We start from the raw sequence: 17,221 nt of genomic DNA, 5'->3' as shown, positions 1-17,221 counted from the left end.
CTGAAATCGGCTTGCGGGAAATTCGGGAAGTCGGTGAGGTTCAGCCGGCGACGCGTTGCCGCGCCGCGCCACTGCGCCAACGGGCCAGGTGGGCCTCGGCATAGCGCCGCATACAGCGCAGCACGATGCTTTCGTGCTGCACGAGAAAGAAGTGATGCCCATCGAACATGTCGAGGGAAAAGCCGCTGGCGGCCTCGAGCTGCCAGTCGAGCAATTGGTCGGCGCGTACGCTGTCCTGCTTGCCGCCAAAGACATGGATCGGCACACCCAGCGGCTCACGTTCGCCATAAGTGAAGCTGCCGCACAGCAGGAAATCGGCGCGCAGGATCGGCAGCATCAACTGCATCAATTCGGGATTGGCCAAGACGGCGTCGCAGGTGCCCTGCAGCTCGCGCAAGCGGGCGATCAGTTGGGCGTCGGTTTTTTCGATGGCGTATTCGCTGACATCGCGCCGCGCCGGGCCGGCGGTGCCGGAGACGAACAACGCCAGTGGCGCCGCCACGTTGCGCGCGTTCAGTGCATGCGCCAGCTCGAACGCCAGCAGGCCGCCGAGGCTGTGGCCGAACAACGCATAAGGGCCGTTCAGGTCGCGGCTGATTTCAATCGCGAGCTGGGCAGCCAGGGCCTTGATATCGCGCTGCAGCGGTTCACCCATGCGCATGCCCCGCCCCGGCAGTTCCAGCGGGCAGACCTGCAACCAGTCCGGCAACACGCGGCGCCAACGTGCGTAGACCGAGGCGCTGGCGCCTGAATGGGGCAGGCAGAACAGACGCAGCGGCGTTGGCGTACTCATCACCCGAGGACTCCAAGCTGAAACACGCTGTGTGCACGATAAAAACCCATTTCGCCCTCCTGCGGGTGCTGATCCCTGGCCGTTTGCTAACGGACCTGTCACCCAGAAGAACGGACGGCCCCGGCAAATAATTAGTCGCCGCAGCCAAGCGAGACGCGGTTCACACCTTACCCAAAGGCATAAGATTAGTTCGCCTTCTCATTTGACAATCATTATCATTCAGCATAATTTGTTGCCCGATGTGTAGGAGGCCTCAGCAAGGAAGCCCTCCCCCAACCTCTTTGCAACAAGGTGATTTCCATGACGGAACAAGTATCCACAGGCAGGTGCGACTCACCACTTCTCCAGGCATTCGTCGACAATCGACTGATCCTGGTGAAGATCGCGGCGCGTATTACCGGCTGTCGTTCCCGTGCCGAGGATGTGGTGCAGGACGCCTACTTTCGGCTGCAATCGGCACCGACCATCACCTCCTCGTTCAAGGCTCAACTGAGTTATCTGTTCCAGATCGTGCGCAACCTGGCGATCGATCACTACCGCAAGCAGGCCCTGGAACTCAAATACTCCGGGACCGAAGAGGAAGGCTTGAATGTGGTTATCCACGGCGCTTCACCGGAAACCTCCCACATCAATTTCAACACCCTGGAAAACATCGCCGACGCCCTGACCGAGCTGCCGCAGCGCACCCGCTACGCCTTCGAGATGTACCGCCTGCACGGCGTGCCGCAGAAAGACATCGCCAAGGAACTCGGGGTCTCGCCAACACTGGTGAACTTCATGATTCGCGATGCGTTGGTGCACTGCCGCAAAGTGTCGGGCAGCCACAGCGATACGTTTGCGCGGCGGATTTAAAATAGCGCAGGTCTCATGTGGGTTATGTGTTTGCAGGTCAAGGATCAGCAGCGCCGCGCGTTGATGGTGCGCGGAACCGACGCCCCTCTCGTTACATGCCGGGTCCAGAAAGCAGTAGTACAGCATCGCCGCCAACCGCGCATCGAAGCGCCGAAGCATTTCGTCTATTGGCGCAGTGCTGGTCGGGTGTTCAAGGCGTGGTCAGGTCGCGCTCAGGCTTTGGCGTCTGGATTGCAGATGGACTGGCAGAGTATTCGCTAAACCGCAATTAGGAAGTTACTGTCTCGTAAAGGCGAACCTTCCGACATTAATCGCCGATAAGAAATCTTTACTCTCCGGGCTTTCGTGCCCAGGAGTAGAAGGAATGACTTCCAGCGTTTTGTTCGACCACCGTCGCCACACGCTCACCGTTAGCAACGTTGACGCAGCGCTCGACGTCCTGACCTTCAAAGGCACAGAAGGCCTCAGTCAGCTGTTCAATTATGTTGTGGAATTCAACGCCGCCGACGGCGACCTCCCTGCTGAAAAAATGCTGGGCCAAAACGCCAGTTTCAGCTTGCATGCCGCGCCGCAAAAGTTGCCTTTCCTGGGGCTTCCCGTACCTGCGGTAAAACCACTGCGCACCCTGCACGGTGTGCTCACCGGTTTTAAACGGTTGTCCGGCTCCGTTGATCAAGCCCGCTACGAAATCACCCTGGAGCCGCACTTGGCTCTACTCGGCCGAGGCAAGCAATTTCGCATCTACCAGCACCAGTCGGTGCCGGAAATCGTCGAAAGCATTTTGCGTAGTCACCACGGCTTCGAGGGCCAGGACTTTCTGTTCGACTTGAAGCGCGACTACCCCAGACGCGAGCAAGTCATGCAATACGGCGAAAGCGACCTGGCGTTTATCACCCGGCTGCTGGCCGACGTCGGTATCTGGTATCGCTTCACCAGTGACGAGCGCCTGAGTATAGATGTGGTCGAGTTTTGCGACGATCAACGCCTGTACCAATTCGACGTCGAGTTGCCTTTTCGACCGCAATCCGGGTTGAGCAGCAGCACGCAGGACGGCGTGTGGCAATTGCAATCCCAGCACCAGGTAGTCGAGCAGCAGGTCCATATCCGCGCCTACCACCACCGCGACGCCAGTGCTCACCTGGAGGGGGAGATTGATCAAACCCGAGGCGCAACGACGACCTACGGCGAGGCCTACCTCTACGCCGAGCCCTACCGCGTACTGGGCGACGCCCTGGCCCGGGACGAAGACCTGCAAAGTGAAAGTGGCTACTTCTACGCCCGCTTGCGCCACGAGCGTTACCTCAACGGCCAGACCCAGCTCAGCGGCATCAGCAGCAGCGCCACACTGGCTCCTGGGCAGGTACTCAAAATCTCCGGCGGCGCCCCACAGGCTTTCGCTGCGGGTGCGGTCATTACCCAACTGACCAGCCACGCCGCCCGCGACCGAAGTTTCGAAGTGACCTTTGAAGCCATTCCCTATTCGCAAACCGTGTGCTTTCGCCCAGCGCTGCAAAACAAACCGCAAATCGCCGGTACCGTGCCAGCCCGCCTCACCAGCCCGCAGGCGCATGACCCCTACGGTCACATCGACCTCGAAGGGCGCTACAAGGTCAATTTCCTGTTCGACCGCGACACCTGGAAACCTGGCGAAGAAAGCGTGTGGCTACGACTGGCCCGCCCCTACGCCGGGGACACACACGGCCTGCACCTGCCGCTGATTCCCGGCACCGAAGTGGCCATCGCCTTCGAACAGGGCGACCCCGACCGGCCCTACATCGCCCATGCGCTGCACGACAGTCACCGCGTGGACCACGTGACGTTACGCAACTACAAACGCAACGTGCTGCGTACTCCAGCCAATAACAAAATGCGCATGGATGACACGCGGGGGCAGGAGCACGTCAAGCTCAGCACCGAGCACAGCGGTAAGAGCCAGTTGAATCTGGGGCATATCGTCGATAGCCAGCGCCAGGCGCGAGGCCAGGGTGCGGAGTTGCGCACCGATGGGCATGCTGCCATCCGCGCGGGCAGCGGCGTCTTCATCACTGCTGACGTGCAGCCCAACGCTCAGGGGCAGATGCTTGAAATGGCTGCCGCTCTGGGCCGGTTACAGCGGGCCGGTGATCAGTTGCAAGGGTTGTCGGCTGATGCCCAGGCCGCCAACGCAGACCCAGCGGATGTGCAAGCGCAACTGAAAATGATGCGAGACCAGCTCGATCAACTCAAAGCCTCGGTCATCGTGCTCAGCGCTCCCCAAGGCGTTGCTGTAACCAGCGGCCAGCACCTGCAATTGGCCGCTCAAAATAACCTGATGATCAACGCCGGGGCCGAGGCGGATATCAGTGTGGTCAAGCGCCTGTTCATCGGCGTGGGGCAAGGCGTCAACCTGTTTGTACGCAAGTTGGGCATCAAGCTGATCGCCAATCAGGGCCCGGTAGTCATCCAGGCACAGAACGACACACTGCAACTGATGGCGCGCCATGGCCTGGAGATCACCAGCACCGAAGACGAAATACGCATCGTCGCGAAGAAGAAAATCACTCTGAATGCCGGTGGCAGCTACATCACCCTCGATCAGAACTGCATCGAGTCTGGAACCCAGGGGGACTACAACGTCAAGTCAGCGCACTTCGAATTCAGCGGCCCAGCGAGCCTCACGGCCTCGCATCCCGAGTATCCACAAAGCCTGTCCAAACAGAGGTTGCAGTTCAGCGTGCCGCAAGCCCCCAACGCATCCAATCAAGGCTGGGCAGGCATGCCCTATACGCTCTACGCCGACGGTGCAGTGCTCAAGAGAGGCGTATTGGACGAGACCGGGCAAGTGTCAATCGACCACGAGGTGGTGACTCAGCAGTACCGATTGGAATTGGCCAACGGCGTGAGCTACCAGATACCGGTGCCCAGCGATTATCGCAATGCCGAGCAAGCACACCTGGCCAATAGCGGCATGCACAACCACCGCTCACAAGCCGACACCGAGGTGAGCCAGCCCACATCCCACACGGATCACCGGGCTCTTTACGCCGCCGTGATGAGCCCTATCAGTGAGCAGGAAGGGAAAACCTCATGACTGAACCCGACATCGTTACTCCCGTCGCCTTGCAACACACCCATCAGGTGACCTGCACTTCGCCCTGGTACGTGCAGAACACCGAATACCCTCCCGCGATGGCCACCTATCAACCGCTGATCAACGGTGAAGAAGCCTTCAAGGCCGTGCACTTGGCTATCGCGAAAGCCAGTAAAACCATCGATATCATCTGTTGGGGCTTCCAGCCGTCGATGTACTTTATTCGTGACGGCAAGAGCCCGAGCATTGGTGAACTGCTCATGGCCAAAGCCCGGGAAGGGGTCGAGGTCCGGGTGCTGGGTTGGGAAGCGCCGTTTAATAGCGCCGGGGTTGGGGGCGAAGCCAACCTGCCTGGCAAAGGCCCGTATCGCATCGAGAATCGGGCGTTACAACCCTCCACCGATGACCAATACGCCAAGGATCGACAGTGGTTTTCCCGATGTGCGTTCGCCGATCACCTGGCGCCTGCGATGCGAGCGGCGCGCAACATACCGGTGTTCGTCGGTCGCGGTTTCAGCGTGTATGAACGGGCTGAAATTGCCTATCAGGTCAAATACAAAAGCCTCGACCCGCAGCTCAGCCACAGTACATTAGGTGCGTTGGCCATCGCCGCAACCCACCATCAGAAGACAGTCCTGGTCGACTATGAACAGACGGACAGCGCCGTCGGCTTTGTCATGGGGCACAACATGCTTGACGAGTACTGGGACAATGACGCCCATACGGCGCTGAACCGTTGCGAGGGTAACAAACCAGCCCCCAATGGTGGTCCCCGTGGCGATACCCCACGTCAGGATATTTCGAGTCAAGTCAGCGGGCCGATTCTGGAACACCTGCACCATAACTTCGCCACCGCGTGGCGAAAGGAAACCGGTGAGGATCTGCTCGCATCGCGCAACGCAATGACGGTGGGCCCCCAACTGCAATGCACGCCCGGCGTTACCCGCCAATTGGCGCAAATCCTGCGCACGCAGCCACAACACGCCAAGTACGATATCGAGCAGGTCTACCTGAAGGCGGTCAACAACGCGACCCAATTTATCTATATCGAGAACCAGTACTTTCGCTGGCCACCGTTGGCGGAGGCCATCAAAAAGGCCGCCGCCGACCAAACCCGCGCAGGTCGCGATCCGGGCTTACATGGCAACTTGCACCTGTTTGTGATCACCAATGCCAGCCCGGATGGCGTAGGCCCAGGTTCCTTGAACACCCAGCGCATGCTCGAAAGCCTGGGGCGCGGCGATACCATTCCTGAAATCACCAAGCTGCAGCGCATTCAACAGGCTAAAGCCCAAGCAGACGCGCAGGCGCCGACCCTGGCAGAACTCCTCGAACAAAGGGCCTTGATTACATTGACCCTCCTGACCGACGCACTGGGGGGCGACGAGATGAGCGATAAAGCCCGGGAAGCCCAACAGGATGCCGCCAGACACAATCGTTATCGGCAGGCCGTGCTCAACGACCAAATCAAGGCGATCGAGACAAGCACGCTAGCCCCTGAGCCGCGCCCGGGGCTGAAAATTCACGTGTGCTCGCTGGTAGCACCTGATTCGCCTGCGGGGAAGCCGTGGATGCCGGTGTACATCCACTCAAAACTGATGATCGTCAACGACGTGTTCACTACCCACGGTTCAGCCAACATCAACACTCGCAGCATGCAGGTGGATAGCGAGCTGAATATTGCCCATGAGTGGATGAGTGTGACCCAGGCGTTGCGGCGGCGATTGTGGAATCTGCATACGGATAGGAAGGGCGCGCAGGATGATCCGAAGGAAGCGTTTGATGCTTGGACGGGCATCATCAAAAAAAACAAAGATCGCCAGGCAGATGATAAAACAGGAGTGCCCTGGGCCCCACTTATCGAATTTTATTACGACGAAAAGACAGTGAAGGACCTTGACTGATGCGATGGTTTTTATTGCTGACAAGCCTGCTGCTGGCCGCCTGCGATAACGGCAGCGCCCCTACTCACCCGACTCAGGACACTTCCGTGAACCCGCTGACCGAGATCAAAGCCAAGCTGGCCTTCACCTGCGTACACGAGCAGATCCCTGCGCCGTCCGCCGAGACCGATGAGCTGTTCCAGTACGCCCGTTGGTTACAGAAGAACAACCTACTCAAGCAGGACAAAAGCGTCGACGCCGATATTGAGCGTCTGTACCGGATTGCGGCCGAGAATGGCCATTACAAGGCCAACATCAACCTGCAAAACGGTACCCTGCGTGGCCACTTCACGCTCCGTGGTGAGGATCATCTGCGCCTGAGCCAGCAACTGATCGACGCAAAGGTGGCGACGGGGTACTACTTTATCGGTCTCTTCCTGAAGAGCGGTTCGGCGGGGTTGAAGCAGGACAAGGCCATGTCGCTGCGTTACTTTCGTAAGGCGGCTGATCAGGGCAGCGCCCTAGCTCAGTACTCTGTGGGTGACAAGTTGGCACCGAGCAGCATAGCGCCAGATGTCGCCCGGCAGATGCGCCGTTGTGCTGCAGAGCAGGGACATGGTGATGCGGCTTCCGACCTGGGTGTCAATCTTCAAGGACTGGGCCAGTACCAAAGCGCACTTGAGGCATTCCAACTGGGAGTGGCTGCGGGAGATGAAACCTCTGCCGGCTGGTTAAGAAAGACCTTTCGGACTCTCCCCTCCGATGATCTGTACTACCTCGCCCAACAGCAAGACCTTGAACGCGCTGAGCGCTATGAAAAAATCTGGAGTCTGCTCGCGGACTACTCCTATGCTGACCCCAAAGTCCCCGAAATCAATGAAATCCTCCCCTTGCCCCCGGCCAAGCTCCCCGCCTGGGACGGTAAGCTGCAATGGCTGGAAGCCCGCCTGGCCAATGTCCCGCCACCAAAGCCCAGCGAAACCCTGATCCAGCAGTTGGCCAACGCCAAGCACCTTGAGCCAGCGACCGGCCGAGCCACACCCGACTCTCCGGCATTCATCAAGGCCAGCTACCCCGCGCCGACCTGCTCCAGCGGCCAGGCCTGTCCGCAGACAGGCTACTGGCAGGCAGCCCGCCTGAGTCGCGATCCATACTCGAGGTTTAACGAGGGTGTCATCCGCCGTTTTGAGAAGAACGACATCATGCCCACCCTGCGTGTCCAGAATCGTAAACCTCGCTTTTTGCTCCCCGACATAATCACGATCAATGAGGAAGGCATCGAATGGCAGCTGTTGGGATAGGGCATGAAAGGCATCATTCTTATCTACGGCGAGAAGAACCTGAGGCACCGTGACTGATGCGTCGATTCCTATTGCTGATAAGCCTGCTGCTGGCCGCCTGCGATAACGGCAGCGCCCCCACTCACCCGCCCCAGAACACCTCCGTGAACCCGCTGACCGAGATCAAAGCCAAGCCGGCCTTCACCTGCGTACACGAGCAGATCCCTGCGCCGTCCGCCGAGACCGATGAGCTGTTCCAGTACGCCCGTTGGTTGCAGAAGAACAACCTGCTCAAGCAGGATAAAAGCGTCGACGCCGAGATAGAACGGCTGTACCGGATTGCGGCCGAGAATGGCCACTACAAGGCCAACATCAACCTGCAAAACGGCACCCTGCGCGGCCACTTCACGCTCCGTGGTGAGGATCACCTGCGTCTGAGCCAGCAACTGATCGACGCAAACGTGGCGACGGGGTACTACTTTATTGGCCTCTTCCTAAAGAGCGGTTCGGCGGGGTTGAAGCAGGATAAAGCCATGTCGCTTCGTTATTTCCGTAAGGCAGCTGATGATGGCAGTGCCCAAGCCCAGTACGAGGTGGGGGACATACTGGCGCCAATTGACATTGCGCCGGACGTTGCCCGGCAGATGCGCCGCTGTGCGGCTGAGCAGGGTCACGGCAAGGCCGCCGGCGCTCTGGGCGTCAGCCTTAAAAATAAGGAGCAGTACCAGGAGGCAATTGAGGCATTCCAATTGGGAGTGATGGCGGGTGACGAAACCTCTGCTGGCTGGTTGAGAGATGGCTTCAGAGGTATTCCTCCCTCCGATACGCTGAACTACCTCGGCCAACAGCAAGACCTTGAACGCGCTGAGCGCTATAAAACAATCTGGCGTGTTCTTGCGAGATACTCCTACGCCGACCCCAAAGTCCCCGAAATCAACGAAATCCTCCCCTTGCCCCCGGCCAAGCTCCCCGCCTGGGACGGTAAGCTGCAATGGCTGGAAGCCCGCCTGGCCAATGTCCCGCCACCAAAGCCCAGCGAAACCCTGATCCAGCATTGAGGCATTCCAACTGGAAGTGGCTGCGGGAGATGAAACCTCTGCCGGTCAGTTAAGCGTACACCGCCGTCTGTAGGAGCGAGCTTGCTCGCGAAAAACGTCAACGATAACGCGTGCTTCCTGAACGAACGCGGCGCCTGTGAGTTTTTCGCGAGCAAGCTCGCTCCTAGCCTTGGCTGACTGGCATTAGGGCTTGCCCGCGAAGACGTCGCCCCAGCAAACATTGATGTTGGTTGACCCACCGCCATCGGGGGCAAGCCCCCTCCCACATTTGGATCGGGGCCGTCACAAGATACCGGTCGGCTCCAAGGCCGCCATCGGGGAGCAAGCCCCCTCCCACACTTGATCGGCGGCGCGCTCAGGGCAGCGGCGTTATATCAATCCGATACGGCGCGAAGATCCTGAGCATCTGGCCGTTATCACGCAAGCGCTTGAGCAGCTCGGCAAATACCGGCCCGCTGATCGGTGCCTTGGGCCGCAGCAGCGCGTAATGGTGATAGACCTGATCAATGCGCTCCGACACCAGGAACTTGTCCGCCAGGTCAGCGTTACGCACCATGAAATCACTCAGGTACGAACGGGTGACCAAGGCAATATCGGCACGTCCCCGGGCGACCATCAGCAAGTTGCTGTCATGGGAATACGTCAAGGTGGCGTTGAAGTGCTCGGCCAGGTACTTGGGGTCGGGGTTGAAGTGCGCGAAGGCGTAGTGGTAACCGCTGAACACCGCCAGGCGCTTGCCGGCCAGGTCGGTGAAAAAACGCTGGTCGCGACCGGGCTCACGCACGGCGACGAAGATTTCAGCGTCTTCCAGCCCCATATCGACGCTGGTATGCGCAACGTTCGTCCAACCCCAGGAGGGGTTTTCAAAGATCGCCATGTCGACCCGGCCTTGCTCGAAATCGCGAAAACGCCTGGGGATCGAGGTGGGCACCAGCACGAACTGATAGTCGCTTTGCACGGCGTTCAACGCTTCGACCAATTGCGGCAGCAACCCGGTATCGGCGCCTTGCTCAGGGCGTACGGTATACGGCGGAAAATGCGCCGCGCCGACCCTCACCAACTGCGCGGCGCCGGCTTGCGTCCACCCTGCGGTACCCAGCGCCCATAATGTAAGTCCTGCAGCCAGCCGCCATGGCGAAAACATCTAGGCACACACCGTTGAATTCTATGATGGCGATAAGCTAGGCGTTTTTCCCGGGAGAGACAACGGTTGCCGGTAAATTGATAGCGTGCGCCTCAATCCGCCTTGAGCACCATCAGCAGGGCTTCTTCGGCCAGTTCTTCGAGTGTCAGGCTGCCCTGTGTACGGAACCAGGTGGTGGTCCAGGACAACGCACCGGTCAGGAAACGCCGGGTGATAAACACGTCGCCCTTGATATAACCGGCAGCCTTGGCTTCGCCCAGTACCTGCAACCAGATGTCCTCGTACACATCGCGCAAGGCCAGTACCTGGGCCTGACCTTCGGCAGACAACGAACGCCATTCGTACACCAGCACCGCCATCGCCTCACCGCTGCCGCCCATGATCGACTGCAATTCGCAGCGGATCAGCGCCCGCACGCGCTCGCGCACCGTGCCCGCCTGCTCCAGCGCTGCGCGCATCATCGCGGTGTTGTAGAGAATGGTTTCTTCCATCACCGCGCGCAGGATCTCGTCCTTGCTCTTGAAGTGATGAAAGATGCTGCCCGACTGGATACCCACCGCGCCGGCCAGGTCGCGCACGGTGGTGCGCTCAAAGCCCTTGTTGCGAAACAGGTGAGCCGCGGTTTGCAGCAACTTGCCCCGGGCACTCTCGGGGTCGGTCAATTGGCCACCGTCGACCATGGTGCGCATCACCCGCAGGGCTTGGTGGTCATCCATGCTGCTTTCCCTTATGTCTACTATCGTCTTGGCGGGCAATTTAGGCCGTGGCCGGCACCCAAGCAAGCGCTTGGGTAAAAACTTGTGTGCAGGGTTTACAAACCAAGCGCTTGCTTGGTAGCCTCGCAACCAGCCATTCGAGGAAGGATTTCTCATGAGCAAGACGGTTCGTATCGGCTGCGCCAGCGCCTTCTGGGGCGACACCTGCACCGCCGCCGCCCAACTGGTGCACGGCGGCGCATTGGATTACCTGGTGTTCGACTACCTGGCGGAAGTGACCCTGTCGATCCTCGCCGGCGCCCGCCTGAAAGACCCCAAGGCCGGCTACGCCACGGATTTTGTCGAGGTGCTCACGCCGTTGCTGGCCGATATCCAGCGCCAGGGTATCCGTGTGATCAGCAATGCCGGCGGCATCAACCCCCAGGCCTGCGCGGCGGCTCTGCAAGCGGCCTGCGATAACGCCCAGGTGCCCCTGAAGATCGCGGTCCTGCTCGGCGATGACCTGCATGCGCAGCTCAAACACCTGCCCGAGGTCACCGACATGTTCACCGGCGCCCCGCTGCCTGCGGCGTGCGTGTCCGCCAATGCCTACCTCGGCGCGCCGGGCATCAGCGCGGCGCTTGAGCTCGGCGCCGATATTGTCATCACTGGCCGCGTGGTCGACAGCGCAGTGGTCAGCGCGGCGCTGGTGCATGAGTTCGGCTGGTCGTGGCACGACTATGACCACCTCGCCCAAGCCGCCCTGGCCGGGCATATCATCGAATGCGGCGCGCAGTGCACCGGCGGCAATTTCACCGATTGGCGCGATGTGCCGGACTATGAGCACATCGGCTTCCCCATCGTCGAAGTCAGCGCCGACGGTCAGTTCACGGTGAACAAGGTCGAGGGCAGCGGCGGGCTGATCAGCGAACTCAGTGTGGCCGAACAACTGCTGTATGAGATCGGTGACCCGCGCGCCTACCGCCTGCCTGATGTGATCTGCGATTTCAGCCAGGTCAAGGTGCAGCAACAAGGCAAACAGTGCGTGCACGTGCACGGCGCCAGGGGCGTGCCGCCTACCGATCAATACAAGGTCAGCGCCACTTACCTCGACGGTTTCCGCTGCACCGCCAGTTGCCTGCTGGCCGGCATCGATGCGGTGGCCAAGGCCGACCGGGTCAGCCAGGCCATCATCAACAAGACCTCGGAACTGTTCAGCCAACGCGGCTGGGCGCCCTACACCGAGGTGAATATCGAACTGCTCGGCAGCGAAGCCACTTATGGTGGCCGCGCCCAGCGCCAGGATTGTCGGGAGGTGGTGATCAAATGGGCGGTGCGCCACTCGAGCAGGCAGGCGCTGACCCTGTTCGCCCGCGAAATCGCCCAGGCTGCCACCGGCATGGCGCCGGGGTTGGCCGGGATCGTCGGCGGCAGGCCCACGGTGTATCCACTGATCCGGTTATTTTCGTTTCTGATCGACAAGCCCAAGTGCGCCGTGACCCTCGACTACCAAGGCCGGCGCCACGCCGTGCAGTTGCCCGCCGCACGCCCGCCGCTCACCCCTGCCGCGCCCATCGAGCCGCCCAAACCCCAGGGCCGCGCCGACGCCAGCGTACCCTTGGTGAAACTCGCGGTGGCGCGCTCCGGCGACAAGGGCAATCACAGCAATATCGGCGTGATTGCCCGCGATCCCGAGTACCTGCCGTGGATCGCCGAAGTGCTCACGCCTGAAGTGATTGTCGATTGGATGAGCCACGTGCTCGACCCGGTGTATGGCCGCGTCGAACGTTGGTATTTGCCCGGCACCCACAGCCTGAACTTCGTGCTGGAAAACGCCCTCGGCGGCGGCGGCATTGCCAGCCTGCGCATCGACCCCCAGGGCAAGGCGTTTGCCCAGCAACTGCTGGAAATCCCCATCGCCGTGCCGCAACACATCGCAGATTCCCTCACTTAAAGGACCGTCGCCGTGGCCTTCGACTCGATCTTCAAAGCCGACCTGTTCCAGGGGCAAAGCGTGATTGTTACCGGTGGCGGCAGCGGTATTGGCCGCTGCACCGCCCATGAGCTGGCAGCGCTGGGGGCGCGCGTCATCCTGGTGGGGCGCAAGCCGGACAAACTGCACACGGTGGCGACGGAAATCGCCGAAGACGGTGGCACCGCCCACTGGCATGCCTGTGACGTTCGCGATGAAGACGCCGTGAAGCGGCTGGTCGCGCAGATCATCGACGACCACGGCCCGATCCACGGCCTGGTGAATAACGCTGGCGGCCAGTACCCCTCGCCACTGGCCTCGATCAATCAAAAAGGCTTTGAAACCGTGCTGCGCACCAACCTGGTCGGCGGTTTCCTGATGGCGCGGGAAGTGTTCAACCAGTCCATGAGCAGGCACGGCGGCGCCATCGTCAACATGCTCGCCGACATGTGGGGCGGCATGCCCGGCATGGGCCACTCGGGCGCGGCGCGTTCGGGGATGGACAACTTCACCAAGACCGCAGCGTTTGAATGGGGTTATGCCGGGGTGCGCGTCAACGCGGTAGCGCCCGGCTGGATCGCCTCCAGCGGCATGGACACCTACGACGGCGCGTTCAAGGCCGTGATCCCCACCCTGCGCGAGCACGTGCCGCTCAAGCGGATCGGCACCGAGTCGGAAGTCAGTGCGGCCATCGTGTTTCTGCTGAGCCCCGCCGCCGCCTTTATCAGCGGCAGCACGCTGCGCATCGACGGCGCCGCCAGCCTGGGCAGCCGTGCCTGGCCGCTGCACAAGGCGCAGGCGCCAAGCGAAGGCTTCAATGGTTTCCACCGCGCCTATCTGCCCGATGTGCTCAAGGCGGAGCACTAGCGCATGCCGGTCATCGAGAGTCTGATAGACGCCCACAGCCCGCAGTTCGCGCAAAACCGCGAAGCCATGCTGCACAGCCTCCAGCACGTGCGCCAACTGGAACACGATCTGCTCCTCAAGGCCGCGCAGGCCCGCCCCAGGTTCGACAAACGTGGCCAGTTGCTGCCGCGCGAACGCCTTGATCTGCTGCTCGACCCCGGCGCACCGTTCCTGGAACTGGCCAGCCTGGCCGGCTATAAACTCCATGACGACAAGGACGGCAGCGCCGCCGGTGGCGGGTTGATCGCCGGCATCGGTTACGTCAGCGGCGTGCGCATGCTGGTGGTGGCCAACAACAGCGCGATCAAGGGCGGGACCATTTCCCCCACCGGCCTGAAAAAATCCCTGCGCCTGCAACAGATCGCCATGGACAACAAACTGCCGGTGGTGACCCTCGCCGAAAGCGGCGGCGCCAACCTCAATTACGCCGCCGAGATTTTCGTCGAAGGCGCGCGCAGCTTTGCCAACCAGGCGCGCATGTCGGCCATGGGCTTGCCGCAGATCACCGTGGTGCACGGCTCGGCCACCGCCGGCGGTGCGTATCAGCCGGGGCTGTCGGATTACGTGGTGGTGGTGCGCGGCAAGGCCAAGCTGTTCCTCGCTGGGCCGCCGCTGCTCAAGGCGGCGACTGGCGAAGTGGCCACCGATGAAGAACTGGGCGGCGCCCAGATGCACGCGCAAGTCGCCGGCACCGCCGAATACCTGGCGCAAGATGACGCCGATGGCGTGCGTATCGTGCGCGAGATCGTCAGCCTGCTGCCCTGGAATGACCGGCTGCCGCCGACGCCCCAGCGGGTCTACAGCGAGCCGCTGTATCGCGCTGAAGAGCTGTTGGGGCTGATCCCGGATGATCCGAAAAAGCCCTACGACGTGCGCGACATTCTTGCGCGCCTGGCCGACGGCTCGCGCTTTCTTGAATTCAAGGGCGAGTTCGATGCGCACACCGTCTGCGGCCACCTGCATATCCATGGCCATGCCGTCGGCGTGATCGGCAATAACGGCCCGATCACGCCCAAAGGCGCGAGCAAGGCCGCGCAGTTTATCCAGCTGTGCGACCAGAGCCGCACGCCGCTGCTGTTCCTGCACAACACCACCGGTTTCATGGTCGGCACCGAGTCCGAGCAGCAAGGCGTGATCAAGCACGGCGCGAAGATGATCCAGGCGGTGGCCAATGCCCGCGTGCCCAAGCTCACGATTGTGGTCGGCGGCTCCTATGGTGCCGGGAACTACGCGATGTGCGGCCGTGGCCTGGACCCGCGTTTCATCTTCGCCTGGCCCAACAGCCGCACGGCGGTGATGGGCGGCGCGCAGGCGGGCAAGGTGCTGCGCATCATCACCGAGGCCCGGCAGTTGAAAGACGGCCTGGTGCCCGATCCCAAGGCGCTGGACCTGCTTGAGCAGGTCACCGCGCAGAAACTCGACAGCCAGTCCACCGCGCTGTATGGCAGCGCCAATCTGTGGGATGACGGGCTGATCGACCCGCGGGAGACCCGCACGCTCCTGGGTTTGCTGCTGGATATTTGCCATGAGGCTGAAATACGCCAGTTGCAGCCAAACAGCTTTGGCGTGGCGCGCTTCTAATCAGGAGAACAATAAAAATGATCTTCACCCAGGAACACCAGGAATTGCGCCGCACCGTCCACGCCTTCGTCGACCGCGAAATCAACCCGTTCGTGGACGCCTGGGAAAAAGCCGGGCGCTTCCCCATCCACGACATCTTCCGCAAGGCCGGCGACCTCGGCCTGCTGGGCATTTCCAAACCGCAGCAGTTCGGCGGCATGGGCCTGGACTACAGCTACTCGATTGTCGCCGCCGAAGCGTTCGGCAGCATCCGCTGCGGCGGCATCCCCATGTCCATCGGCGTGCAGACCGATATGTGCACCCCGGCCCTCGCCCGCTTCGGCTCGGACGAGCTACGCGACGAATTCCTGCGCCCGGCCATCAGCGGCGAGCAGGTCGGTTGCATCGGCGTGTCGGAAACCGGCGCCGGTTCCGACGTGGCCGGGCTCAAGACCCATGCACGCAAGGACGGCGCCGACTACGTGATCAACGGCAGCAAAATGTGGATCACCAACTCGCCCAGTGCCGACTTTATCTGCCTGCTGGCCAACACTTGCGACGACAAACCGCACGTCAACAAGTCGCTGATCATGGTGCCCATGAACACCCCTGGCATCAGCGTCAGCCCGCCCCTGGAAAAGCTCGGCATGCACAGCTCCGAGACCGCCCAGGTGTTCTTTGACGACGTGCGCGTGCCGCAGCGCAACCGCATCGGCCAGGAAGGCGCGGGCTTCATGATGCAGATGCTGCAGTTCCAGGAAGAACGCCTGTTCGGCGCGGCCAATATGCTCAAAGGCCTGGAGTACTGCATCGACAGCACCATCGACTACTGCAGGGAACGCCACACCTTTGGCAAGGCGCTGATCGATAACCAGGTGATCCACTTTCGCCTGGCTGAACTGGCGACCGAAATCGAATGCCTGCGCGCGCTGGTCTACCAGGCCACCGAGCAGTACATCAACGGCCAGGACGTGACGCGCCTGGCCTCCATGGCCAAGCTCAAGGCCGGCCGCCTGGGCCGCGAGGTCAGCGACAGCTGCCTGCAATATTGGGGCGGTATGGGCTTCATGTGGGACAACCCGGTGGCCCGCGCTTATCGCGACGTGCGCCTGGTATCGATCGGCGGCGGTGCCGATGAAATCATGCTGGGCATCCTCTGCAAACTGATGGGCACCCTGCCCGGGAAAAAGTCATGAATACCCTGTTGCTGGAACCCCATAACGGTGTGCTGCACATCACACTCAACCGCCCTGAATGTCGCAATGCGATGAGCCTGGAGATGGTCAATGAGCTGCGCCAGGCCATGGCCCGATTGGGCAGCGAGATACGCGTCGTGGTGTTCAGCGGTGCGGGCGGGCACTTTTGCGCGGGGGCCGACGTAAAGGACCTGGCAAGCGCGGGCGATCAGTTGCAGGCGTTGAACCGGGCGTTCGGCACCTTGCTGCAGGAAGTCGAGGCGTTGCCGCAGGTGGTGGTTGCAGTACTGCAAGGCGCGGTGCTGGGCGGTGGATTTGGCTTGGCGTGTGTCAGCGATATTGCGCTGGCCGACGCTAAGGCACAGTTCGGCTTGCCTGAGACCCGCCTGGGCTTGCTGCCGGCGCAGATTGCGCCGTTTGTGGTCAAGCGCATCGGTTTGACCCAGGCCCGGCGCCTGGCGCTGACGGCGGCGCGGTTTGATGGGGTTGAAGCGGGACGGTTGGGGGTGGTGCATTTTGTCGAGCACGATGCGCAGGCGCTGGCCGAGCGCCTGGATGACGTATTGGGGCAAGTGCTGCAGTGCGCGCCGGGGGCGAATGGACGGACAAAAGCCTTGTTGCTGGCGAGCGTGGATGAGCCGCTTGAGGCCGTGCTGGACCGTGGCGCGCACTGGTTTGCCGAGGCGCTGATGAGCGAGGAAGGGATTGAGGGGACGCAGGCGTTTGTGCACAAGCGTAAGCCTCGGTGGTGCAAATGACGCCATCGGGGGCAAGCCCCTCCCACAGGGGAATGCATTCCAATGTGGGATGGA

12 protein-coding genes and 1 pseudogene are annotated in these 17,221 nt (G+C 61.4%); 10 read left to right on the top strand and 3 right to left on the bottom strand.

All coding sequences use genetic code 11. The features are described from left to right. Positions 1-40 precede the first annotated feature (40 nt). Positions 41-793 (bottom strand): thioesterase II family protein, encoded by a 753-nt coding sequence (locus tag CIB54_RS03110; RefSeq protein WP_065951086.1) that lies wholly within the window; start codon positions 791-793, stop codon positions 41-43. Between the two features lie 300 nt (positions 794-1,093). Here CIB54_RS03110 and CIB54_RS03105 point away from each other — a divergent pair, with 300 nt between their 5' ends. The 5 genes and pseudogenes from CIB54_RS03105 to CIB54_RS03080 form a co-directional block, all read left to right on the top strand. Beyond that, positions 1,094-1,645: an RNA polymerase factor sigma-70 gene (locus tag CIB54_RS03105; protein WP_065951085.1), complete on the top strand. Its 552-nt coding sequence runs from the start codon at positions 1,094-1,096 to the stop codon at positions 1,643-1,645. Positions 1,646-2,009: 364 nt separating this feature from the next. Further along, on the top strand, positions 2,010-4,715 hold the full coding sequence (locus tag CIB54_RS03095) for a type VI secretion system Vgr family protein (protein ID WP_101218536.1): 2,706 nt from the start codon (positions 2,010-2,012) through the stop codon (positions 4,713-4,715). After that, positions 4,712-6,619 (top strand): phospholipase D-like domain-containing protein, encoded by a 1,908-nt coding sequence (locus CIB54_RS03090; RefSeq protein WP_101218534.1) that lies wholly within the window; start codon positions 4,712-4,714, stop codon positions 6,617-6,619. Before CIB54_RS03095 ends, CIB54_RS03090 begins: the two co-directional genes overlap by 4 nt. Further along, positions 6,619-7,899 (top strand): SEL1-like repeat protein, encoded by a 1,281-nt coding sequence (locus CIB54_RS03085; RefSeq protein ID WP_101218532.1) that lies wholly within the window; start codon positions 6,619-6,621, stop codon positions 7,897-7,899. The genes CIB54_RS03090 and CIB54_RS03085 overlap by 1 nt, the downstream gene beginning before the upstream one ends. Before the next feature lie 56 nt (positions 7,900-7,955). After that, a pseudogene (locus CIB54_RS03080) lies at positions 7,956-8,930 on the top strand (DUF6396 domain-containing protein); the annotation flags it as partial. 361 nt (positions 8,931-9,291) lie between these two features. Here CIB54_RS03080 and CIB54_RS03075 read toward each other — a convergent pair. Beyond that, positions 9,292-10,080, bottom strand: a complete 789-nt coding sequence (locus CIB54_RS03075) for a substrate-binding periplasmic protein (protein WP_065949904.1) — start codon at positions 10,078-10,080, stop codon at positions 9,292-9,294. A gap of 92 nt (positions 10,081-10,172) precedes the next feature. After that, on the bottom strand, positions 10,173-10,796 hold the full coding sequence (locus CIB54_RS03070; protein WP_101218530.1) for a TetR/AcrR family transcriptional regulator: 624 nt from the start codon (positions 10,794-10,796) through the stop codon (positions 10,173-10,175). Positions 10,797-10,950: 154 nt separating this feature from the next. Here CIB54_RS03070 and CIB54_RS03065 point away from each other — a divergent pair, with 154 nt between their 5' ends. The 5 genes from CIB54_RS03065 to CIB54_RS03045 are packed head-to-tail and all read left to right on the top strand — an operon-like array spanning position 10,951 to position 17,167. Beyond that, positions 10,951-12,729 (top strand): acyclic terpene utilization AtuA family protein, encoded by a 1,779-nt coding sequence (locus CIB54_RS03065; RefSeq protein WP_101218528.1) that lies wholly within the window; start codon positions 10,951-10,953, stop codon positions 12,727-12,729. Positions 12,730-12,741: 12 nt separating this feature from the next. Beyond that, positions 12,742-13,614: an SDR family oxidoreductase gene (locus CIB54_RS03060; protein WP_101218526.1), complete on the top strand. Its 873-nt coding sequence runs from the start codon at positions 12,742-12,744 to the stop codon at positions 13,612-13,614. Positions 13,615-13,617: 3 nt separating this feature from the next. After that, positions 13,618-15,234 carry an acyl-CoA carboxylase subunit beta gene (locus CIB54_RS03055; RefSeq protein ID WP_101218524.1) on the top strand — a complete coding sequence of 539 codons (1,617 nt, stop codon included), beginning with the start codon at positions 13,618-13,620 and terminating at the stop codon, positions 15,232-15,234. 17 nt (positions 15,235-15,251) lie between these two features. Continuing rightward, positions 15,252-16,409, top strand: a complete 1,158-nt coding sequence (atuD, locus tag CIB54_RS03050) for a citronellyl-CoA dehydrogenase (protein ID WP_101218522.1) — start codon at positions 15,252-15,254, stop codon at positions 16,407-16,409. Then, positions 16,406-17,167 (top strand): enoyl-CoA hydratase/isomerase family protein, encoded by a 762-nt coding sequence (locus CIB54_RS03045; protein ID WP_065949898.1) that lies wholly within the window; start codon positions 16,406-16,408, stop codon positions 17,165-17,167. The genes atuD and CIB54_RS03045 overlap by 4 nt, the downstream gene beginning before the upstream one ends. The last annotated feature ends 54 nt before the right edge of the window (positions 17,168-17,221 follow it).

It is taken from the genome of Pseudomonas fluorescens (assembly GCF_002837185.1).
Taxonomy (GTDB): Bacteria; Pseudomonadota; Gammaproteobacteria; order Pseudomonadales; family Pseudomonadaceae; genus Aquipseudomonas; species Aquipseudomonas fluorescens_AM.
This window is presented reverse-complemented; position numbering and strand designations above follow the sequence as displayed.